Source organism: Paraburkholderia sp. (assembly GCF_024281035.1).
Classification (GTDB): domain Bacteria; phylum Pseudomonadota; class Gammaproteobacteria; order Burkholderiales; family Burkholderiaceae; genus Paraburkholderia.
Map to the genome: position 1 here is coordinate 59939 of NZ_JAMXLH010000050.1, position 19759 is coordinate 79697.

21 protein-coding genes are annotated in these 19759 nt (G+C 61.5%); 13 read left to right on the forward strand and 8 right to left on the reverse strand.

Going from position 1 to position 19759, the window contains the following annotated elements; all coding sequences use genetic code 11:
* Positions 1-87: 87 nt before the first annotated feature.
* The 4 genes from Q0L30_RS16520 to Q0L30_RS16535 form a co-directional block, all read right to left on the reverse strand.
* Positions 88-1707 carry a DEAD/DEAH box helicase gene (locus Q0L30_RS16520; protein WP_296658471.1) on the reverse strand — a complete coding sequence of 540 codons (1620 nt, stop codon included), beginning with the start codon at positions 1705-1707 and terminating at the stop codon, positions 88-90.
* A 227-nt stretch (positions 1708-1934) separates the two neighbouring features.
* A complete protein-coding gene (locus tag Q0L30_RS16525) occupies positions 1935-2555 on the reverse strand; it encodes a hemolysin III family protein (RefSeq protein WP_296658474.1) in 621 nt (206 codons plus the stop codon).
* Between the two features lie 417 nt (positions 2556-2972).
* A complete protein-coding gene (locus Q0L30_RS16530; RefSeq protein ID WP_296658476.1) occupies positions 2973-4268 on the reverse strand; it encodes a cytochrome c in 1296 nt (431 codons plus the stop codon).
* Between the two features lie 22 nt (positions 4269-4290).
* The gene (locus Q0L30_RS16535) at positions 4291-5061 is read right to left on the reverse strand and encodes a c-type cytochrome (RefSeq protein ID WP_296658480.1); all 771 of its coding nucleotides are present in this window, start codon (positions 5059-5061) and stop codon (positions 4291-4293) included.
* A 510-nt stretch (positions 5062-5571) separates the two neighbouring features.
* Here Q0L30_RS16535 and Q0L30_RS16540 point away from each other — a divergent pair.
* Positions 5572-6498, forward strand: a complete 927-nt coding sequence (locus Q0L30_RS16540) for a CopD family protein (protein ID WP_296658482.1) — start codon at positions 5572-5574, stop codon at positions 6496-6498.
* Between the two features lie 41 nt (positions 6499-6539).
* Here Q0L30_RS16540 and Q0L30_RS16545 read toward each other — a convergent pair whose 3' ends face one another.
* Together Q0L30_RS16545 and dgoD are read right to left on the reverse strand one after the other, a co-directional pair.
* Positions 6540-6839, reverse strand: a complete 300-nt coding sequence (locus tag Q0L30_RS16545) for a hypothetical protein (protein ID WP_296658484.1) — start codon at positions 6837-6839, stop codon at positions 6540-6542.
* 281 nt (positions 6840-7120) lie between these two features.
* Entirely contained in the window at positions 7121-8269 is a 1149-nt protein-coding gene (dgoD, locus tag Q0L30_RS16550; RefSeq protein ID WP_296658487.1) for a galactonate dehydratase, read from the reverse strand.
* Positions 8270-8395: 126 nt separating this feature from the next.
* Between dgoD and Q0L30_RS16555 the strand changes: the two genes are divergently transcribed.
* From Q0L30_RS16555 to Q0L30_RS16570, 4 genes are all read left to right on the forward strand, one after another.
* Complete coding sequence (locus tag Q0L30_RS16555) at positions 8396-9115, forward strand: FadR/GntR family transcriptional regulator (RefSeq protein ID WP_296658983.1); 720 nt, start codon at positions 8396-8398, stop codon at positions 9113-9115.
* A 262-nt stretch (positions 9116-9377) separates the two neighbouring features.
* Positions 9378-9647 (forward strand): CopG family transcriptional regulator, encoded by a 270-nt coding sequence (locus tag Q0L30_RS16560; protein WP_296658490.1) that lies wholly within the window; start codon positions 9378-9380, stop codon positions 9645-9647.
* Complete coding sequence (locus tag Q0L30_RS16565) at positions 9644-9994, forward strand: type II toxin-antitoxin system RelE/ParE family toxin (RefSeq protein WP_296658492.1); 351 nt, start codon at positions 9644-9646, stop codon at positions 9992-9994. The genes Q0L30_RS16560 and Q0L30_RS16565 overlap by 4 nt, the downstream gene beginning before the upstream one ends.
* A gap of 49 nt (positions 9995-10043) precedes the next feature.
* Positions 10044-10220 carry a DUF977 family protein gene (locus tag Q0L30_RS16570; protein WP_296658495.1) on the forward strand — a complete coding sequence of 59 codons (177 nt, stop codon included), beginning with the start codon at positions 10044-10046 and terminating at the stop codon, positions 10218-10220.
* A gap of 269 nt (positions 10221-10489) precedes the next feature.
* Here the strand turns inward: Q0L30_RS16570 and Q0L30_RS16575 are convergent, their stop codons facing one another.
* A complete protein-coding gene (locus Q0L30_RS16575; RefSeq protein ID WP_296658497.1) occupies positions 10490-11287 on the reverse strand; it encodes a hypothetical protein in 798 nt (265 codons plus the stop codon).
* A 337-nt stretch (positions 11288-11624) separates the two neighbouring features.
* Between Q0L30_RS16575 and Q0L30_RS16580 the strand changes: the two genes are divergently transcribed.
* From Q0L30_RS16580 to Q0L30_RS16615, 8 genes are all read left to right on the forward strand, one after another.
* Entirely contained in the window at positions 11625-12011 is a 387-nt protein-coding gene (locus tag Q0L30_RS16580) for a thioredoxin family protein (protein ID WP_296658500.1), read from the forward strand.
* Positions 12011-12739 carry a cytochrome c biogenesis CcdA family protein gene (locus tag Q0L30_RS16585; protein ID WP_296658502.1) on the forward strand — a complete coding sequence of 243 codons (729 nt, stop codon included), beginning with the start codon at positions 12011-12013 and terminating at the stop codon, positions 12737-12739. The genes Q0L30_RS16580 and Q0L30_RS16585 overlap by 1 nt, the downstream gene beginning before the upstream one ends.
* 208 nt (positions 12740-12947) lie before the next feature.
* Complete coding sequence (locus tag Q0L30_RS16590; protein WP_296658505.1) at positions 12948-13157, forward strand: DUF2892 domain-containing protein; 210 nt, start codon at positions 12948-12950, stop codon at positions 13155-13157.
* 3 nt (positions 13158-13160) lie between these two features.
* Positions 13161-13715, forward strand: coding sequence for a sigma-70 family RNA polymerase sigma factor (locus tag Q0L30_RS16595; RefSeq protein WP_296658507.1), 555 nt, complete (start codon positions 13161-13163; stop codon positions 13713-13715).
* A complete protein-coding gene (locus Q0L30_RS16600; protein WP_296658514.1) occupies positions 13696-13965 on the forward strand; it encodes a GDCCVxC domain-containing (seleno)protein in 270 nt (89 codons plus the stop codon). The genes Q0L30_RS16595 and Q0L30_RS16600 overlap by 20 nt, the downstream gene beginning before the upstream one ends.
* Before the next feature lie 49 nt (positions 13966-14014).
* Complete coding sequence (locus tag Q0L30_RS16605) at positions 14015-14575, forward strand: carboxymuconolactone decarboxylase family protein (protein WP_296658516.1); 561 nt, start codon at positions 14015-14017, stop codon at positions 14573-14575.
* Positions 14576-15374: 799 nt separating this feature from the next.
* Positions 15375-16478, forward strand: coding sequence for a DNA methyltransferase (locus Q0L30_RS16610; RefSeq protein ID WP_296658518.1), 1104 nt, complete (start codon positions 15375-15377; stop codon positions 16476-16478).
* Positions 16479-16492: 14 nt separating this feature from the next.
* A complete protein-coding gene (locus Q0L30_RS16615) occupies positions 16493-17989 on the forward strand; it encodes a hypothetical protein (RefSeq protein WP_296658520.1) in 1497 nt (498 codons plus the stop codon).
* A 4-nt stretch (positions 17990-17993) separates the two neighbouring features.
* On the opposite strand, the gene Q0L30_RS16620 is transcribed toward Q0L30_RS16615, so the two are convergent.
* Positions 17994-19697: a hypothetical protein gene (locus Q0L30_RS16620; protein WP_296658523.1), complete on the reverse strand. Its 1704-nt coding sequence runs from the start codon at positions 19695-19697 to the stop codon at positions 17994-17996.
* Positions 19698-19759: the final 62 nt, after the last annotated feature.

A 19759-nucleotide genomic window follows, 5' to 3' on the forward strand; every position in this document is an offset into this window, starting at 1 on the left:
GCGCGAAGCGGCCTTTGATCTGCCGCTCCGAACGCGGTCGACAACGGCGAGCGAGACGGCTCATGCCGTCCCGCCGCCGCATCCGGCTTAGCGTTCGCGCGAGCCGCTGCCCGGACGGCCTCCCAGCAGCGCGCCGGGGTTCGTCTGCGGTTTGCGCGGTGTGCGGCCGGTTGCGCTATCGTGTGCCGCGCCACGCGGGCGATCGTGATCGCGGGCGCCTTCTCGCCGCGTGTGCTCGGCGCGCTGGGCGCCGGCACCCGGGCCTTGTGCCTTCACGGGGCGAGCGCCGCCCGCAGGCTTCGCCGAGCGCTGCGCGTCGTTGCCTGCGCCATTCGCGCCGCGACCGCGTCCGCCGTTGCTGCCACCGTTTCCACCGCGGTTGCCATCATTCCCGCTGTTACGCGACTCGCCGCGCGACTCATTGCGCGGCTGCGCCGGCTTGCCGCCTTGCCCGCGGTGAGCGGCGCCGCGCGCCTGTCCTTGCCCTTGCCCCTGCGCTTGTCCCTGGCGCGGCGCGCGTGCGCCGCCGCCCTGGCTGCGCCGCTGGATCGGCTCGGGCTTCGCGTTCGGGTCCGGCTCGAAGCCCGCGATGACTTCTTGCGGCACGGCACGCTTGATGAGCCGCTCGATGTCCTTGAGCAGTTGCAGTTCGTCGACGCACACGAGCGACACCGCTTCGCCCGTCGCGCCCGCGCGTCCCGTGCGGCCGATGCGGTGGACGTAGTCCTCGGGCACGTTCGGCAGGTCGAAGTTGACGACGTGCGGCAACTGGTCGATGTCGATGCCGCGCGCGGCGATGTCGGTCGCGACGAGCACCTGCAGCGTGGCGTCCTTGAACTCGCTCAACGCGCGCGTGCGCGCCGACTGGCTCTTGTTGCCGTGAATCGCGAGCGCGCTGATGCCATCCTTCGTGAGCTGTTCGGCGAGCCGGTTCGCGCCGTGCTTCGTGCGCGTGAAGACGAGCACCTGGAACCAGTTGTGCTGACGGATCAGGTGCGTGAGCAGATCGCGCTTGCGGTCTCGATCGACGGGGTGAATCTTCTGGGCGACCGTTTCCGCAGTCGTGTTGCGGCGCGCGACTTCGATCAGCGCGGGCGAATCGAGCAGGCTGTCGGCGAGCGCCTTGATTTCGTCGGCGAAGGTGGCCGAGAACAGCAGGTTCTGGCGCTTGGGCGGCAGCTTCGCGAGCACGCGCTTGATGTCGTGGATGAAGCCCATGTCGAGCATGCGGTCGGCTTCGTCGAGCACGAGTATTTCGAGCTGCGAGAGGTCGATCGTCTTTTGCTGCATGTGATCGAGCAGACGTCCAGGCGTTGCGACGACGATATCCACGCCGCGCTTGAGCGCGTCGATCTGCGGGTTGATGCCGACACCGCCGAACATCACCGTCGATTTGAGCTTCAGATATTTGCCGTAGGCCCGCACGCTTTCTTCGACCTGCGCGGCGAGTTCGCGCGTCGGCGTGAGAATGAGCGCGCGCACGACGCGCTTGCCGCTCGCGGCGGCCGGCATTTCATTGAGGCGCTGGAGGATCGGCAGCGTGAAACCGGCGGTCTTGCCGGTGCCCGTCTGGGCGCCCGCGAGCAGGTCGCCGCCGTTCAGCACGGCGGGAATGGCTTGCAGCTGAATGGGCGTAGGGGTGGTATAGCCTAGTTCGTTGACGGCGCGAATTAGCGGTTCGGACAAGCCGAGAGAATCAAAAGACATAGACACTCGTTTTATTGCGGTGGCGCGAGCGGCAAGGCGCAGCGCACATGCGCGCGCCACGGGACACAGGGCGGACCCGGCATCCCGGCCTTCTCGCGTTACGGGACGGCGCGCCAGTGCGCGCGCCGCATTGTCGGCGATCTATCTAGATGCGCCGGCTGGCGTTAAGTTGCATCGCGGGGCCGCGGACACTGCGGCGGCCGCGCGATGGCTTCGCAAAAGACGCGTTACGCGACGTAGCGCGCAACGCTGACGAATTGACAGACGCTTCCTGCGAGTACGAACAAGTGCCAGATACCGTGTCCGTGCCGGATGCGTTCGTCATTGATGAAAAAATAAATGCCGGCGCTATAGATGATGCCGCCGGCCAGTAGCCACGCGGCGCCGCCTGGCGGCAACGCTTCGAGCAACGGGCGGACCGCGACGACCGCGAGCCAGCCCATCACGACGTACAGGACCATCGAAAGCACGCGCGTGCGCCGGCCGATGGTGAGTTCCTGCGCGATGCCGAGGACGGCCAGTCCCCAGCTCACGCCGAACAGCGACCAGCCCCACGGCCCACGCAGCGTGACGAGCGTGAACGGAGTATAGCTGCCCGCGATCAGCAGATAGATGGCCGAGTGGTCGCACTTCTGAAGAATTGCCTTCAGACGCGGCCCGCGCACACCGTGATAAAGCGTCGAAATCGTGTACAGCGTGAACAGCATCGCGCCGTAGACTGCGAAGCTCACGACCTTGTATGCATCGTGATCGAGCGCGCCGATTGTCACGAGCGACACGAGGCCCACTATCGACAGCATTGCGCCCACGAGGTGAGTAATGCTGTTCAGACGCTCACCAGCGTGCATAACCACTCCTTGTTTTTCTGCTGCGCGGCGCTTTTCGGTTCTTTCCGCTTCCTTCCTGCCTGGTTGCTGCTTTGTTCCTGCATGTATCCGGCGTTTTTCCGGTGTTGTTCCGGTGTTTTTCCGGCTGCACGCCGCGCGCTGTGCAACCGGACGCCTTCGTTTCTGCGACATGCGCCGCCTGTATGCCGCCTATATGCCACCACGAACGGCACGATGCCGCTGTGTGCCAGGGCACAAAAGCCAGGCACCACAGGCACCGAAGCGTGCCGCACAATCCGGGCCCGAAATAGCGAAGGGCGCAACCCGCGATGTTCGGCAGGCTGCGCCCTGTCAGGCAGACGCCACTACGCAACTATAACAGTAACTACTTGCATGGGTTTGCAGGGGACGCTGTGGCCCCAATCTGTGGCCACAGCGTCAGTCGAGCGGTGCGGAGCGCAGTTCGGCCACCTGTTGCGGCGATACCGGCCTGCCCTTGTTGCCCCAGGACATGCGGATGAACGTCACCACGGCTGCGACCTCCTGATTCGACAGCGACTGCGCGAACGGCGGCATGCCGTAGGGCCGCGGATTGCGGTCCGTGCTCGGCGGATAGCCGCCGTTGAGCACCATGCGGATCGGGTTCACGGCCGAATGCATCTGGATCGACTGGTTGTTCGCGAGCGGCGGGTAGTTCGGCGGCATGCCGAGGCCGTTGTCCGCGTGACACTTCGCGCACTGGTCGCGATAGATCTTCTCGCCTTGCTGCAGCAGTTCGCCGCCGAAGGCTTCCGACGTCTCCATCTGCGTCGTCTCGGGCGCCTCGCTCTTTTGCGGGAGGGTCTTCAGGTACGTCGCCATCGCGCGGATGTCTTCGTCGGAGAGGTACTGCAAGCTGTTGTGAACCACGTCCGCCATCGGGCCGAACACCACGCCGCGCTGCGAGACGCCGGTCCGCAGCAGGCTCACGATGTCCTTGATGTCCCAGTCGCCGAGCCCGCCTTCGCCCGACGTGAGCGAAGGCGCATACCAGTTCTGCAGCGGGATCAGCCCGCCGCCGAACGCCGCCGAGTTGACCGGGCCGCCCACCATGTTGATCGAGGTGTGGCACATCGCGCAGTGGCCGAGGCCGTCGACGAGATACGCGCCGCGGTTCCACTCGACCGACTTGGTCGGATCGGGTGCGAACTCGCCTTCGCGGAAGAACAGTGTGCGCCAGCCGATCAGCAGGTTGCGGTTGCTGAACGGAAAGCGCAGCTCGTGTGGGCGGCTTGGCACGTTCGCGGGCGGCACCGAGCGCAGGAACGCGTAGAGCGCATCCACGTCGGCGCGCGTGACTTTCGTGTAGCTCGCGAACGGGAACGCCGGATAGAGCAGGCTGCCGTCCTTCGAGTGGCCGGTGTGCATCGCGCGATAGAAGTCGTCGGCGCTCCACTTGCCGATGCCGTATTGATCGTCGGGCGTGATGTTCGGCGTGTAGAGCGTGCCGAACGGCGTCGCCATCGCCAGGCCGCCCGCGAACAGCTTGCCGCCGCGCACGGTGTGGCACGCGAAGCAGTCGCCGGCGCGGGCGAGGTATTCGCCGCGCTTGATGAGGTTGGCCTCGTCGGTGGGCGCGGCCGCGAGCGCCTCGCCGATGTGCAGCGCTTCGAGGCCGGACCACAGCACCGGCACGAGTGCCGCGACCGCAACGACGACGGCCGCGGAAAGAGCGAACAGGGACTTGCGTTTCATATGGCTGTCTCCCCCAGGCGCCTTATTGCGGCTCGCTGCCGCAAGCGAGCGGTGTCTTCAACGAGCCCGCCGGTGCCGGCACGGGATTTTGCGGAGCGGGCTGCGTGGAGAGCCAGGCCGCGACCGCACTCACGTCCTCGTCGGATAGACGCGTGGCGATCGTATGCATGCAGTCCGGCACGATGGCACGCCGCGAACCCGAGCGCCACGCGCCGATCTGCGCGCTGATGTAGTCCGCATGCAGGCCGACGAGACCCGGAATCGCCGGTTCCATGCCGGTCAGCTTCTCGCCGTGACATGCGGCACAGGCCGGAACCTGCCGCGCCGGGTCGCCGTGCAGGACGATTTCGCTGCCGCGGGCAAGCTTGCTCGCGGAGACCGTCGGTGTGGCGGGCGGCGGATAAGGCGGACGCTGCTGCGAGAAGTGCGTCGCGATCTCGTGCAGGTAGTCGTCGGAGAGATAGGTGACCAGGTAGTTCATCGGAGGGTACTTGCGGCGCCCCTCGCGAAAATTCTCCAACTGGTTGAACAGATACTGGACCGGTTTGCCGGCGAGCCGCGGGAAGTAATCGTTGTCCGAACCCTGGCCTTGTTTGCCGTGGCAGGCGGCACAGCCCCGCACGCGCGCTTCGATCGTGTCCGGGGCCTTGGCTTGTGGGGCCTTCGCTTGCGGCGTCTGTGCGTGCGCCGCGTTGAAAACGCCGGTCGCCCCGAATACCAGCAATGCTCCGAGGGGCGCGGCGAGCGGAATGAGCGGTCGGAAGAGGCGTCTTGGGAACACGCTTAACTCCATCTTTATCGTGGACCTGACCGGGCTTCGAACGACCCGGCTTCCAGGCTGCGCGCGCTGAAATCTGCTGGCCTTGCGCGCTGCGGCGACGCGAAATTCTATCATCGCCGTCTTGCGGCGACCATTTGTCGCACATGCCGCGCCGACCGTGCAAGGGCTTACCCGAACGCCATTGCAACAACCCGGAGCACTATCGCCGGAATCAGCCGGTATCATTCTGCACCGGTTGCCGGATCCGTGGCACGCGTTTGTTCGGCGCCCGCGTGCCCGAATCCGCATTGGAGCCATGCGGGGGATGCCTTTCGGACGAGGTGCATCGCGTGGCTCGCTGCTGTTTAATTTGCGTTTTCTTCGATGTTTGCTTCGGGTTTGCTTCGATGCCTATGTACTCATGTTTCATGTTGCTTCTTTGCCACTGGTCTCGATGACTCCAATTGCACTTTGCTGTTCGATGCGGCGTACCTGCCCCGCGTATCTCTTTTCGTTGCGTGAACGCGGGGAGGCGACGGCCCGATGAAACCCGACTGGCTCTGGATCGGGCAGGTCGCGATGGCCGCCCTCATCAACGTTGCGTACGCATTCGCCCTGGGTTCGGCGCTCTACGGCGCGTGGCTCGAAAGGGACGGGCATCGCCCCGTCTCGCCCGCTCATGCGGCATGGCTGCGCGCACAACGCTCGCTGCGCGCGGCGGCCATCGTGCTCGTGATCGCGCTGGCGATGTGGCTGCTCTACGAAAGCGCGTCGATGAGCGGTGAGCGCCTGCCTGCCGCGTTCGGCGTCGTGTCGACGGTGCTCACGCAGACGCACGTCGGGCAGGCGTGGGGCGTCGCCGCTGGCGGCGCGCTCGTGCTGGTTGCGACGGCATTCCTCCGGTCCGGCGGCGTGCGCGACGGCGTGCTCTGGATCGCGCTCGTCGTTATCGCGCTGGGGCGCGCGGCGCTCGGCCATGCCGCCGATTCGGGCTTCGCCTCGGCCGCGCTCGGCATGCACGCGCTGCACGTCCTGAGCTCGAGCGCGTGGGGCGGCATCGTCCTCGCGGGCGGATTTGCCGTGCTGCCGGCGCTCGGTGCGTCGACGGCGCGCGGCATCCTGATCCGCACGTCGACCCAGGTGTCGAACGTGGCGATGTTCTCGGTGGGCTTCATGTTCGCGACCGGCGTGTTCAATGCCGTGCGCGGCTCAGGCGGCTCGCTCGCCGCGCTGACCGGCAGTTCGTGGGGCCACGTGCTGCTGTTCAAGGCGGGGCTCGTGGCGCTCGCACTCGTGCTGGGCGGCTATAACCGGATCGTCGCCATGGCGCAGTTGCGCCGGTCGGCTTCGACGGCGGCGGCGCGGCGCTTCGTGAACGTGCTTCACCTGGAAGCGATCGTGATGATCGGCGTGCTCGTGCTGGCGGCCGTGCTCGCGCGCAGCGTGCCGGCCTACGTGTTGCACGGCTGATACGTGAATTCCGAAGGCCGCGAAGGCCACATGCAGCGGCCTCACTCGTAGCCGAGCCGGTGACTGAGGATCGGCGAGAAGAAGAGGCCGATGGCGCACCCGGCGGCCTTGCCTTCGAGTTCGGCGAGTGCGGACACCGACGAAGGATCCCACAACAGATCGATCAGTTGCGGCGCGCACCACAGCACCGCAACGCCGATGAACGCGTGTTCGACGGCGAGGATGCGCCAGCCGTGCGCGCGGGCGATTGCCGCAACGATCACCCGCATGATGCCGAAGACGACCAGCGCGCCGACGGCGGCCTGTTCGCGGATCAGATAGTCCGGGAGCGTCGTGTCCATGTGAATCCCTGTAACGCGCAATGGGTCCTGGGGATTCAGCAAGGACTACGCCAGCGCAGCGCCGGTTGCGGTCGGTGCGCGCCTCGTGCGCGACGGATCATGAGCGGCGGGGCTCGCGGCGATGGTTTTATGTGCGCATGAAGACAATCGCCGCGTGCGCCCAATGGCGTCACGCGGCGAATCGGCTTCGAACCGGCCTTAAACGTTGCGGCGCTGAAACGCGTCTTGCAGGCAGCGTCGTTTGACGCCGCCCGCGCGGTTGAGGCCGGTCACCACGCCTGTCACCACTCGGCGACGCTGCCGTCCGCGTGACGCCACACCGGATTGCGCCAGCGATGGCCGGTCTTCGCCATCTCGCGCACTTGCTCCTCGTTCACGTCGATGCCGAGACCCGGGCCCTGCGGTATCGACACGAATCCATCCTCGTACGCGAACACGCCCGGATTATGGATGTAGTCGAGCAGATCGTTGCCCTTGTTGTAGTGAATGCCGAGGCTCTGCTCCTGGATGAAGGCGTTGTAGCTCACGGCGTCGATCTGCAGGCAGGCCGCGAGCGCGATCGGACCGAGCGGGCAATGCAGCGCGAGCGCGACGTCATACGCTTCGGCCATGGCGGCGATCTTGCGGCATTCGCTGATGCCGCCCGCGTGCGAAGCGTCGGGCTGGATGATGTCCACATAGCCGCCCGCGAGGATGTGCTTGAAGTCCCAGCGCGAGTAGAGCCGCTCGCCGAGCGCGATCGGCGTGCTGGTCTGGTCGACGATGTCGCGCAGCGCCTCGACGTTTTCGGAGAGCACGGGCTCTTCGATGAACATGAGCTTGTACGGATCGAGTTCCTTCGCGAGCACCTTCGCCATCGGCTTGTGGACGCGGCCATGGAAATCGACGCCGATGCCCACGTGCGGCCCGACCGCCTCGCGCACGGCGGCGACATTGGCGATCACGCCTTCGACCTTGTCGAAGGTATCGATGATCTGCAGTTCTTCCGAACCGTTCATTTTCACGGCCTTGAAGCCGCGCTCGACCACCGCGCGCGCGTTGTTCGCGACGTCGTGCGGACGGTCGCCGCCGATCCACGAATAGACCTTGATCCGGTCGCGCACCTGGCCGCCCAACAGTGCGTGAACGGGCACGCCGTGGTGCTTGCCGAGGATGTCCCAGAGCGCCTGATCGATGCCCGCAATCGCGCTCATCGAAACCGGCCCGCCGCGATAGAAACCCGCGCGATACATGACCTGCCAGTGATCCTCGATGTGGCGCGGGTCCTTGCCGACCAGATAGTCGGCGAGTTCGTGGACGGCGGCTTCGACCGTGTGCGCGCGGCCTTCGACGATCGGCTCGCCCCAGCCGACGATGCCCTCGTCGGTTTCGATCTTCAGGAAGAGCCAGCGCGGCGGGACGACGAACGTTTCGAGCCTGGTGATTTTCATGGCGGTGTCTCCGGTTTTTCCGGTGTCGGGTGCGGCGCGCGTGGGTCACGCGTCTTCGGCGTTCATGCTACTTCAAAAGCTGCTGTTAAGTGCTATTAATAGTATTATTTGGCTTCGGGTCCCATTATCTGGGCATGCGGACCGCAACGACATTCGAGGAGAACGGCGATTCAGCGCGATCTGCACGGCACGGTGGCATTCGAACTCGGTAGCGCGATCCTGCGCGGCGACTACGCGCCCGCGCAAGTGCTGCCGCGCGAGGCCGAACTCATGGAGATGTTCGACGTCAGCCGCACCGTGCTGCGCGAAGCGCTGCGCACGCTCACGTCGAAGGGGCTGGTGGAATCGCGTCCGCGCGTGGGTACGCGCGTGCGCGCGCGTGAAGCGTGGAATCTGCTCGATGCCGACGTGCTCGACTGGTATGGGGGCGTTGCGCCGCCGCTTGCGTTCGCGCTCAAGCTTCAGGAGATGCGCGAGATGGTTGAGCCGTTCGCGGCCGGGCTGGCGGCGAGCGCGCACGATGCCGATGCGCTGGCGGTTCTGCGTGAAGCGCACGACGCGATGGTGGGCGCGCGTAACGTCGACGAATGGGTGCGCGCCGATCTGCGCTTTCACCTCGCCATGCTCGCGGCTTGTCGCAATGAACTGCTCGTGCCGCTCGGCGCGCTGATTGCTCGTACGCTTGAGGGGCAGTTGCGTATGAATGCTGCGCGCGCGGAGGTGTTCAACGCCGCGCTGGCGGAGCATACGGCTGTGTTCGATGCGATTGCGTGTCGGGATGCGCCGCGTGCGACATCGGCGATGGCGGCGTTGTTGCGCACGACGCGGGAGCGGATCGAGGGGTGATTGGTGTGGGGCGTTCGAGCGCTTTGCGCGCCTCTTTTTCCGCCAGGTGTTTACTGCAAGACACCAAAGAGATGTCTTGCAGTGTCGATCACGATAGTCTTATTGAGGAAGAGGGTGTTGCCTATTATCGCGGGAAATCCACTATCGCCCCCTACTGAAGCCGCTGATCGAGTAGGACGCTGGTCTGGTGTGGTGCGATAGATGCGAATAAAGCCGCGATTTGTGCGACAATTTTTTCGCGAATGAGCCAGCGAGGTTTCCTATGTCCGAACGCATCAATGCCCGTCTGTCGCAGCCCCTGGCTGAGTTTGTGAGCCGGATGGTTGGCGAAACAGGTCTCTATGAGACGCCTAGCGAGTATGTGCGCGACCTCATCAGGCGCGATATGGAGAAGCGCGAAGGCCAGTTTCTACAAGAGGCTATCCTTGCGGGCTACCGTGATCTTGCCGCGGGCCGCGTTTTTGCGTCGTCCGGGGATTTCAAGGCCGACATGGCTTTGCTGGATCGCAAGGAGGCCGAGGGCTGGCAATGACGGAATCTGCCGCCCGATTATTCCTGACCCGCCACGCGGCACTTGAGCTACGTCGAATTCATGTGCGCTCCACCCGCGAATGGGGCGAAGCGGTGGCCGACCGATATCTTGATGATGTGTACGTTGCGATACAACGGGCGGCCGCCAGGCCGGAGGATGGCCGCTTGCGGCAGCTTCGCTCGGCACCTTTCTTGATGGTGCCCGCACGGCAACACTTCGTGATCTATGACATCGTGCCAGATGGCATTGTTGTGCTCGCCGTCGAGCCTCAGGTCCGTGACATTGAAACACTGATTGCCGGGTTCACTCCTGCATTTCTGGCGGAAGTTGAGCGGCTGAGGCAATGATGATGTCCGTGGCCGGGGCATTGCTTGATGGCCACTGCCCGCGCTGTCCTTGCAGATCGTCGCGTTTGCCCGTGAGCATGGCCGCATCACGATGGCCGAGGCGATCAAGCTGACAGGCAGCAATCGAAACACTTTGAAGCTGCACTTCCGCGATCTGATCGATCGCGGACATTTGGAGCTGCACGGCAGTGGGCGTGGCGTCTGGTACGGACTGAAGTCGGTTTAGGAAAAAGCGGATACACCTGCTGCCCGGCACTGCCCCTCATTACGCATCAAACAGAGAGGAGTGCGTAGAAAATAACACACAAATGGTAAGCTCGGCCCCGCCTCGTCTGCATCGACACTTTTGCGCCGCAATTTATTTTTGCCGAACAACCTGAATCTTGTGGAACTGAAAAGGGCTTCCGATTTCCCGGAAGCCCTTTCTACATCTAGTGACGAATCAGGTAGGGGCCTTCTGGTCCAGACCTGATCTGCGTGGGCGTATTCCGGCAATCAGACAAGTTTCGAATCGACATCGACAGGAAGCTCCGAGAGTATTTCAAGTGATTCGTCGGAAAGCACATCGTCCCCCTCGAATCCGAATAGCGTCATATCCCGCCTCACGAGCAAGTCCCGGATTTCGGTTCTGAAAAGGCGTACCAACGATACGATGACGGCATCGATATCCGCGTTGCCCGTCTCCAGCACCATATGGTCCAGTAGATCGACCGTCGTCTCGGCGCTGAGCATCAAATCGCCCGTTACCCAGCTATTGACCGTAAAGAGGCTGATTGGCAGGCCCTTGGCATCGAAGCCGATGGTCAGCAGGTGCCGGGTGTCGACCCGAGCATCAGCCCCGCCCGCAAGTTGCGCGAACGCCAGTTCTCGCCTCGAGCGCAACCGTCGCGACCACAGCCTGCGCCTTGCAAAGAGGTGAATGTGCCCGTGCTCTCTGGCGCCGGGTCTGTCTTCCGGTGAGTGCGAGTGATAGAACCACTGGTAACTGCCGTCCGCATCAATTGCGTCATATTCCGGATAGTGGGTCCATTGTTTCGGAGACTGACCGCGCAACAGGCTATCCAGAAGATGTTCACTCCGCTGGGCGAGGCCGGCATAGACATCGAGCAAACGCAAGCCGGCGGCGCGCGCGTCGTCGCCGGCTGGACGCGTTGATTGCCGGGCCCGGGCCATGGGTATCAGCTTTGAGGAGCGCACTTCGGAGCGCACTTCGGGCCACACTTCGGGCCGCACTTCGGAGCGAATTTGCTGGCGCCGCACTTGACCTTCTTCATGCTCTTCCTGGGCGCGCATCTTCCCGCACATTTTGCTGCGCGGCACTTCGCCATTTCAGCGTTGGGGGCGCACTTCGCCGGGCCCTTCATTTCCTGGGCCGCGACCGGCAACGCCAGGGTGGCGGCGGTCAGGGCGGTCAGAGAGGCGAGTTTCAACGATGTCTTCACGATGGCTCCTTGATGGTGAGTAGTGCGAGGCGCCAGAAGGCCTCCTCGACCGCTAAGAGGGCCCTGGGCACGAAAAGGGTTCGGCGGCACCGCAAATATATTTTCGCGGACCGCGAATCGTTTTTGCACCTGGCCGCCTCTTAGTGGGGGTTCCTCCTTCAATCCCGTGAAGCACGCAAGGAAGCACCATGAAAGCTCTGCGCACACTCGTTGGAATCATTCTGGCCGCATCGGCTTCCCTGACCGTGGCGGGCGAAATCAAGCCCTACACACCGCAAGCGTTCGACCAATTGACGCAGGCGGGCAAGCCCGTGGTCGTCGATGTCAGTGCAACCTGGTGCCCGACCTGCAAGGCCCAACGGCCCATCGTCGAGAACCTCATGAAGCAGCCTGCCTACCGGGACGTGACGGTGCTCACGGTCGATTTCGACACGAACAAGGCTGCCCTGAAGCTATTCAAGGTCAACATGCAAAGCACGTTCGTGGCCTTCAAGGGAGCATCGGAAGTGGGGCGCTCGGTGGGCGACACCACGCCTTCGGGCATCGAAAACCTCATCAGAAAGACGGTCAATTGATGGAAATCGGTCTCGGCTCCTACAGCTTTGGCTTTCTGGCAGGGCTCCTTTCGACGTTGTCGCCTTGTGTCCTGCCGCTCGTTCCCATCCTGCTCGGGTCTGCGACGAGCGTGCACCGGCGCGCGCCGCTTGCGCTCGCCGGTGGGCTGGCGATTTCCTACGCGATCATCGGAACCTCGCTCGCCTCGGCGGGGACGGCCTTGAACGTCGACGCGGGTGTTTTCCGTTATGCGGGTGCGATCGTGCTTGCACTGCTGGGCGTAGTCCTGATGTCAGGCAGTCTGCAGCAGCGCTACGCGGTTGCGACGTCGGGTCTGGGTGACGCGGGAAATAGCCTGATATCCCGTATGCAGCCCGACGGGCTGTCGGGCCAGTTCGCCATCGGCCTCGTGCTGGGCGTGGTGTGGAGTCCATGCGTGGGCCCCACCCTCGGGGCGGCCGTCATGCTGGCCAGTCAGGGTTCACATCTGCCGCAAGCCGCGCTGCTCATGGGTGTCTTCGGCATCGGCGCCGCCTTGCCAGTGGCGGCCCTGGCCTATGTCTCACGGGGCGCCATGGCGAAAATGCGCGGCAAGCTGATGCTGGCGGGGAAGACCGGCAAGATTGCGATGGGTGCCATCATGGTGGCGATCGCCGTGCTAATCCTGAGCGGGGCCGACAAAACCATCGAAGCCTGGCTGGTGAGTCATTCGCCCGCATGGCTCACGGCATTGACCACGCGTTTTTGAGCCTCTTATCCGAACATCTTCAAAGCGCCTTACTGTGCGCAGAAATCAGATCGAATTTCGCACGCTCGCCTCCTTGCTGGCTGCGGCGCCGCAGTCGGTGGATAGCAACGCGAACGCGCATTTTTTTCATGTTCGGCGAACCGTTTTGCCGGGTGGATGCCTCTTGGTGTGCGAGGGCTGTCCTCAATCACCGACAAAGGAAATTGCCATGTTCTATGTGAAGAACGTTCCGAACTGGGAGCGCGTCCTGCGCGTCATCATGGGCCTGATGAGCCTGGGCTATGCCGTCATGAACTGGGGTGGTTCAAGCCTGGCTATCGGCGCGGGCATCGTCGGCGCGATGCTGGCCATGAGCGGCCTGATCGGCTTTTGCCCCATGTGTGCGATGGTGGGGCGCAAACTGGACAAGGAACAGTAAGCCATGGCAAAGAGCGGGGTCGAGCGGGACAACTTGATAGTGGCCGCCCAGACGGGAGACGCTGCCGCTATCTCATCTCTGCTCGCCGTATGTCAGGCCGACGCCCGGCGTTACGCATACAAGCACTGCCACGCGAGCGATGTCGACGATGCCGTGCAAGAGTCGCTGCTTGTCATCTCGCGCAAGGTGAAGGGTCTCAAGGCTGCTGCTGCGTTCTCCGGCTGGCTGTTCACGGTCATCAAGCGCGAATGCCGCAGGCTTCAACGGATGATGTTCAGGCACGACCCGTTGCCGGAAGAGGCTGCTGAGGCGCTGCTCGCCCACCGAAGCGACGACGCGCTACGCGTGGACCTCGCCAACGCCCTGGAATCGTTGCCCGCGCACTACCTGGAAGTCGTGCTGCTACGCGATTTCGAAGAGTTGACGATTGCCGAGATTGCGGCGCGTCTGGGCGAGCCGCAGGGCGCCGTCAAAAGCCGGTTGCATCGCGCGCGGGAGCTGGTGCGCGAGTACATGCTGGGCCCGGACCTCGCTCCGCATGAAGGTGGCAGGAGGTGAACGCGTGAGCAATCTCCAACCCGGCTCAATTGATGCTCGATTGCGCTCGACACTGACCTGCCCGGCATGCGGCCATGCCGTCGAACTCGACATGCCCACGGACGCGTGTCTCTTCTTTTACGAGTGCGAGGCCTGCCATGTGCAGCTTCGACCGTCTCCGGGCGACTGCTGCGTCTTTTGCAGCTACGGCTCGATGAAATGCCCTCCCATCCAGCTGGAGCACCGCTGTCGCGGCACTCGTGCCAACTGACCGCTATTGAAATGCGGTCATCCTCGTTTTCTCATCCATGGAGATGAACATGCCTTACATCAAAACGCTTGCCCCTGTTGACCATGCATCTGCAGAAGGCAAGCAGAAAGAGATACTGGACACGGCCCGCAAACAGGTTGGTTTCATCCCCAACATGTACGCCAACATGGCCAATGTTCCGGCGGTTCTCGACACGTATCTGCACGGCTATGGACTGTTCCGGGGAGAGTCCGGCTTTTCCCCGGCGGAGCAGGAGGTTGTCTTTCTGGCAGTGAGCCAGGTTAATGGCTGCGCCTATTGCACGGCGGCTCACAGCATGATTGCCGACAAGATGTCGGGGGTGCCCGCCCCGGTCCTGCAGGCCATTCGCGACGGCCAACCTATCCCCGATGCCAGGCTGGCAGCGCTGTTCGGTCTGACTCAGGACATCGTTCGTACGCTCGGCAAACCGGGCGAAGGCAAGGTCGCCGCGTTTCTCGATGCCGGTTATACGGAGCAGGATGTGCTCTATATCATCCTGGCCGTCTCCGTTAAGGTTCTGAGCAATTACTCCAATCACGCATTCGGGACCGAAGTCGATTCGAGATTTGCGGCTTACAAGGTGAGTTGACGCCGTCGCCAGAATTGCGAGCTATGGGACGCGTTGTGTACGCATGGATTGCGCGCACGGCGCATGGGAAAGCGGCCCCGGTGGGGCCGCCGAAAAGTGACGGACAAAGAAAAAGCCGCTGAACCTTGCGGAACAGCGGCTTTTCTTGCAACTGGTGGCGAATCAGGGAGACGAAAACTGGCCGGCCATTCTGTATCTGCCGTGCATCCTAACTCCTTGATTTGATTGGCTCGATTTCCGCAAGCCGACCGCGTATAAGTAACTATACGGATGAATTCGTACGGTTGCAAGCGCTGCGATTGTTACGGTCTTAGTGGACGCACCGGGCCGCTCGACAAGCCGGCCAGCGGGCAAGAGAGCACTGAGCTTCGGGCAAAACATGGGAGCTCATCCCCGCTTGGATGCGTGACTTAGACAATGACGGAATGGATTGGCTGATTAGATGGACAGGAATTGCAAGACTTGGCAGGTCGCTATCTCGTACGAGGCCTCATGCTGGCCACTCCCGATTTGGGATTTATCCGGTCCCGCCTCGGCGAGCTCGACCGTGCCACCCTGTAGGAAAGCCCTATCGCTTGAAACGTCGGGGAAACCGGTACGCAGCTACGAAAAGGGGGCTGCTTCGCGTGACCGGCGTCGACTACACCAACAGCGCCTGAGTGGGACGTTGCGCACAATCGAGCAGGTGTGAACTGTGCCAGCCCTTCGAATTGGATTGCGTGCGGACGGCTAGGTATCGCATAATGGTGAATGATGGACAGTTTTGAACAGCTAATGCCGACGTACAGAATACATACTTATGATTGAATCGAATCTGACCTTGAAGGAGGTTGCAGCTCACCTGAAAGTCTCGGTCAGCACCGTGCGCCGCCTCGTTCGCAATGGTGACTTGCACTCATTCCGAATTGGCGCACATGGTCAGGTTCGCGTACCTGAGAGCGCGGTTCGCGAATTCTGCGGAGGAGGCCCTCTTAGTCAGGAAGCTGCTGAGGAACTGAAGCCGAACGTGGAGCCGGAGCGCGACGTAGAGCCTGGCCAAGTTCGCGTCCATTCTGGGACTACGGCGGCAGACCTTCGTTGGAGCCTCTTGAATGCAGACGTAAATGCCGCTTTGTCAATGTTGCCAGCGAGCAGTGTTAACTGCGTCGTTACCAGTCCGCCCTATTATTGGCAGCGGGACTATGAGGTAGACGGACAGATTGGCCATGAGTCGACCATTGAAGGCTATGTGAATGCACTCGTCGAGGTATTCAGTAATGTGCGCAATGCTCTGACGCCGGATGGGACGCTGTTTCTTAATCTTGGCGATACCTATTACTCGGCGAAGGGAAAGCCGCACGGCGCTGACGAAAAGCACAATGGCCGCAATATGATGCGGCGGCATCTGCGGGCGGTCGATGGACCTGGTCTCGGGCTGCCGCGCAAGTCCTTAATTGGTATTCCGTGGCGTGTCGCACTCGCTTTACAGCAGGAAGGTTGGACTCTTCGAAGCTCCGTGATTTGGCAGCGGCCTGCCACCCTTCCAGAACCTACCGCGCATGACAGACCTTGGCGTACCCACGAGAACGTATTTATCTTTTCGAAGGGGCCGAAATACTACTTCGATAGGTCGGGGCTTGTCGGTGAAGAGGATATCTGGAAAATCGTTGCCCGACCGGAAAATCCGGGGTCACACTTCGCTCCCTATCCGCGCGAGCTCGTAGAGCGCTGTCTGGCGTGTGGTTGCCCTGAAGGGGGGACCGTACTAGACCCCTTTGTTGGTTCGGGGACGACAATGGTCAGTGCTCTGGCCAGCGGTCGAAATGCGGTAGGTATCGAGCTGAAGTCGCAGTATGCCGATTTTGCCTCCGCGCGCATCCGCAAAGAGTTCGGTGAGCTTGCTACAGTTGAGGCGGCTGCCTAGCTATGGTGTTGGCCATGCGTATAGAGCAGGGCGGGGAAGTATTCGAGCTGGCTCAAGGGCAGAACGACATCGAAATATCCGAAGGAGTCGTTCTCTGTTCGGTCGAGGCTCGTAGTCGCCCGGCAGTGCTTCTCAACGAGCAGCGATTGGCAATATCGTGGAATCGAAATGCCAAGCTCGCTGTTTGGAGCGCCGACCTCACCAATCAGGTTGGTTTCCATAGATTTCATGTGCACGTCGACGGTGAGCGTGGTGTCTTTGATTTCCGAACACGCACGGCGAAAGCTACATGGGAAGAAGTACGTACGATGGCGGAGATTTGTAGCAACTCGTACTTCGGCTACAGACGTCAGTTCGCCTACATGGCGTCCGATGGTACGACCCGTAAGGTACGATTGCCGCAGATTCACTACGCATGGCTGCGCGACAGAATTCCCGAGATAGAACAGCTTGTGCACTCCATTCAGGCGCGCCCAGCGACAAGCAACTTAAGAGCCAAACAGGTTTCGCTCCAGAGCAAGGGCCTCTCAGTCTCCCGGACGAGTCGCCTGCTGCGCGAGAACCACAATCTGCTGGAACCCGACGAGTCAGGTCCTATCCACGTAGGCGAGCGAAGGTATTGGCCGTCACAGGTAGTCGTATCGGCAAGGGAGCGCCATTCTCGGCTGCAGGAGCACGCACAGATTGCCGCGTTCCTCTGGTCGCTGGCTACCGAATGCGATGATTTGACTAACTTTGTCGCATTGCCTGTCCGCAGCGAAGTTAGGCGCTATTCTGAGCGAATCCGCGCGTTGCGCGCGCTGCCGCTTTTTGGCGCGATGGAAATTCGGCCTTTTGCAAGACCAACTGCCGTATTGCCGACACACATTCAGCGAGCGGACCGGCGTTACGGAAGACTACGGGACCTACAAGCGGAATATGGTTCCGAAATCTCAGATAGTATGGATTTCGCAAAGTCTATCCGTGTCAACGTACGCGATGTCTGGGAAATCTATCAAACCTTTGTGGCACACGTAGTTGGTAACGCATTCGGCCTCGCCTATTCATCGGTGGACTGCGACTTGCGTAAGCGTTCCCCTCAAGGCTGGTCGATGGCGTCCGACGAGTGGAGGATGTACTTTGACACAAGGCCGCCAAAGGCTGAGCTGCCGTCATGGCGTGATGCAACTAATCGACCGGCCGATGAGCGTCCCGATATCATTTTGGTCGGCAAACACCCAGGCGATGTAATACTGCTAGATGCTAAGTTTAAACTCGACTTTGCAAGTTCACGTGCCTTGCAAGTCGACCTGTTCGAAATGCAAGGCTATCTAAATAGTTTCGCCGCCAATCGCGGCGGGATTCTATATCCAGGTCCAATTCCTGCTGCGAGCAGCATCGCCGCGAAAGGCAATGTTCTGCTCGAGCTCCCCATCCGTGCCGACCACTTCGGACGTGTCGGCGGAATGGACGCCGTTCATCGATACGTCCGAGAAGCGTTGCAATCCATTTGGAGCGCAACTCTTCCGTAGCGTCTCAGTACCTGAACAGGACGTGGCCAGTGGATGCATCCTTTGTTTGTAGAATCGCCTCCAGTGCGGCGATTGCAGCACGGAGCTCACCTGTTCCAGTGTCTATCGCCACGACGTAAGAAAGCAACTCTTCGCAAACTTTGACTGGGCCACTCAATTGAGGTGCAACCTTGAACGCAAGTTGCTCGCCAAGTGCGACTCGCCACGGTCGGCCAGACATTGCCACGTAGTCTAGGATGTCTTGAATCACACCTAGCGTTAGCGACGTCGCCTCACTTCGGGAGCAAATCTGGCAGACGTGCCAGAGGATATCGCCGAACGGATTTGACCGTATGTCTGAATTTGGGGCGAGCGCGGCATTTAAGCGTTCGAGTCGGAACGTATCTAGAACGCTTGGGAACCCCACTTTCTGGCGCTTAAGAATACGTCCCTTGGTTTGCTTAAGGAGGTCAACGCAGGCTTTGTCGAACTTGCCCCTGTCGTCGTCGGCAACGAGTCCCCCTAGCGCGTTGGGCATCTCGACGATGTTCGCGCGTCGTTTAACAGGGCTGCTCAACTGGAATCGTGTGGTCTCCTCAAGGAACGAATTGACCGTGCCGACAATGAATGCGTCCGAGGGTAACAGGGACTCAGAGTCTAGCCCTGGTAGCTCTACTTTCGCGTCGCTTTCAAGCGCTGGTAAGAGTCTTGCTAGATAGTGGTCAACGTGGCTCAAATTCATTTCGTCCAGCAAGACAATGTAGATGTCTTTGGGGCGTTCAGACATGAAGAGCTTTCGGCTTAACGCGGTCGCGGCAATGCCGCCCGAAATCTTCTCGTAACCAAGTACATCGGCCTCGGAAAAGTCACTACCGACACTGACTTCGAGCGGCCACACTGAATTTTCGAAGAACTGACTCAATCCTTCGGTAAAAGCCCTCACGAAAGCAGTTTTGCCCGTGCCTGGGCGACCAGAAAGGACGACAAATCGTTGCGCAATCAGCGCGCCATAGAATGCCCGAATGAAGCCATCGGGCAATACCAACCCTTCTTTTTCCGAGACCCAGCGCTCAAGATGTTGAATCAAATCGGCTTCACTACGGCCAAGCATTGAGGGGCCCGGAGGTACCCCGTGTATCAATTGCGCGAGCTCTTCTTCGGGAATGGGTGCCGGGGAGAAGTATTGTGTCGGCGTCGGTCGTGTTGCGTCGAAGAGTCGCATGTACTCGTCATCCGCGACCTTGAATTCTTCGCGAAACCTGGATTCAACATCGTCCAAGGATGGAGGCAGGTCCTCATTCCGATACAGCCATGCTGCTAAATCGAATACGGGTATGCGCTGCTTTGAAGGCAGGAGTGCTTCTAGCTTGCCGAGATAGTCCGGTGCGAAGGCCCATTCCTTGTCGCTCGGATGCTCCAGAGCTTTACTGTAGGCGTCCCGGGAACGTGCACTTTGAAGTGTGCCTCCGGAATACTTGGAATTCTTCCAGAACCACGTTTTCGGCTCCTTTCGCCCAAAAGGTACGCAGTATGGCTTTCCAGGCGGAGCGCCGTTCGGCGAGAAATATTGGCCAAGCAAAGCCTCTTCTTGTTGGCTTCCCCAAACAGTGGGGGTTCCCACTTGGACTCCAGTCTGCTTCATCGATAAGAAAGTCACGCCGAAAAAGGCGTGGAATCGTTGAAGACTTTCGAGGGATTGCGCGAGTTGGCCGACTGAAATAAAGGCCATTAGAGTTCCTTGGTTGTTATTTTCCAATTGCAGCTTTGGCCCCGAACACGGCAACCCCTTTC

Bases quoted from the DNA above. Each gene is read 5' to 3' on its own strand.
- Q0L30_RS16520 (WP_296658471.1), bottom strand. From the start codon at position 1,707: ATGTCTTTTGATTCTCTCGGCTTGTCCGAACCGCTAATTCGCGCCGTC.
- Q0L30_RS16525 (WP_296658474.1), bottom strand. From the start codon at position 2,555: ATGCACGCTGGTGAGCGTCTGAACAGCATTACTCACCTCGTGGGCGCA.
- Q0L30_RS16530 (WP_296658476.1), bottom strand. From the start codon at position 4,268: ATGAAACGCAAGTCCCTGTTCGCTCTTTCCGCGGCCGTCGTCGTTGCG.
- Q0L30_RS16535 (WP_296658480.1), bottom strand. From the start codon at position 5,061: ATGGAGTTAAGCGTGTTCCCAAGACGCCTCTTCCGACCGCTCATTCCG.
- Q0L30_RS16540 (WP_296658482.1), top strand. From the start codon at position 5,572: ATGAAACCCGACTGGCTCTGGATCGGGCAGGTCGCGATGGCCGCCCTC.
- Q0L30_RS16545 (WP_296658484.1), bottom strand. From the start codon at position 6,839: ATGGACACGACGCTCCCGGACTATCTGATCCGCGAACAGGCCGCCGTC.
- dgoD (WP_296658487.1), bottom strand. From the start codon at position 8,269: ATGAAAATCACCAGGCTCGAAACGTTCGTCGTCCCGCCGCGCTGGCTC.
- Q0L30_RS16560 (WP_296658490.1), top strand. From the start codon at position 9,378: ATGTCCGAACGCATCAATGCCCGTCTGTCGCAGCCCCTGGCTGAGTTT.
- Q0L30_RS16565 (WP_296658492.1), top strand. From the start codon at position 9,644: ATGACGGAATCTGCCGCCCGATTATTCCTGACCCGCCACGCGGCACTT.
- Q0L30_RS16575 (WP_296658497.1), bottom strand. From the start codon at position 11,287: ATGCGCGCCCAGGAAGAGCATGAAGAAGGTCAAGTGCGGCGCCAGCAA.
- Q0L30_RS16580 (WP_296658500.1), top strand. From the start codon at position 11,625: ATGAAAGCTCTGCGCACACTCGTTGGAATCATTCTGGCCGCATCGGCT.
- Q0L30_RS16585 (WP_296658502.1), top strand. From the start codon at position 12,011: ATGGAAATCGGTCTCGGCTCCTACAGCTTTGGCTTTCTGGCAGGGCTC.
- Q0L30_RS16590 (WP_296658505.1), top strand. From the start codon at position 12,948: ATGTTCTATGTGAAGAACGTTCCGAACTGGGAGCGCGTCCTGCGCGTC.
- Q0L30_RS16595 (WP_296658507.1), top strand. From the start codon at position 13,161: ATGGCAAAGAGCGGGGTCGAGCGGGACAACTTGATAGTGGCCGCCCAG.
- Q0L30_RS16600 (WP_296658514.1), top strand. From the start codon at position 13,696: ATGAAGGTGGCAGGAGGTGAACGCGTGAGCAATCTCCAACCCGGCTCA.
- Q0L30_RS16605 (WP_296658516.1), top strand. From the start codon at position 14,015: ATGCCTTACATCAAAACGCTTGCCCCTGTTGACCATGCATCTGCAGAA.
- Q0L30_RS16610 (WP_296658518.1), top strand. From the start codon at position 15,375: ATGATTGAATCGAATCTGACCTTGAAGGAGGTTGCAGCTCACCTGAAA.
- Q0L30_RS16615 (WP_296658520.1), top strand. From the start codon at position 16,493: ATGCGTATAGAGCAGGGCGGGGAAGTATTCGAGCTGGCTCAAGGGCAG.
- Q0L30_RS16620 (WP_296658523.1), bottom strand. From the start codon at position 19,697: ATGGCCTTTATTTCAGTCGGCCAACTCGCGCAATCCCTCGAAAGTCTT.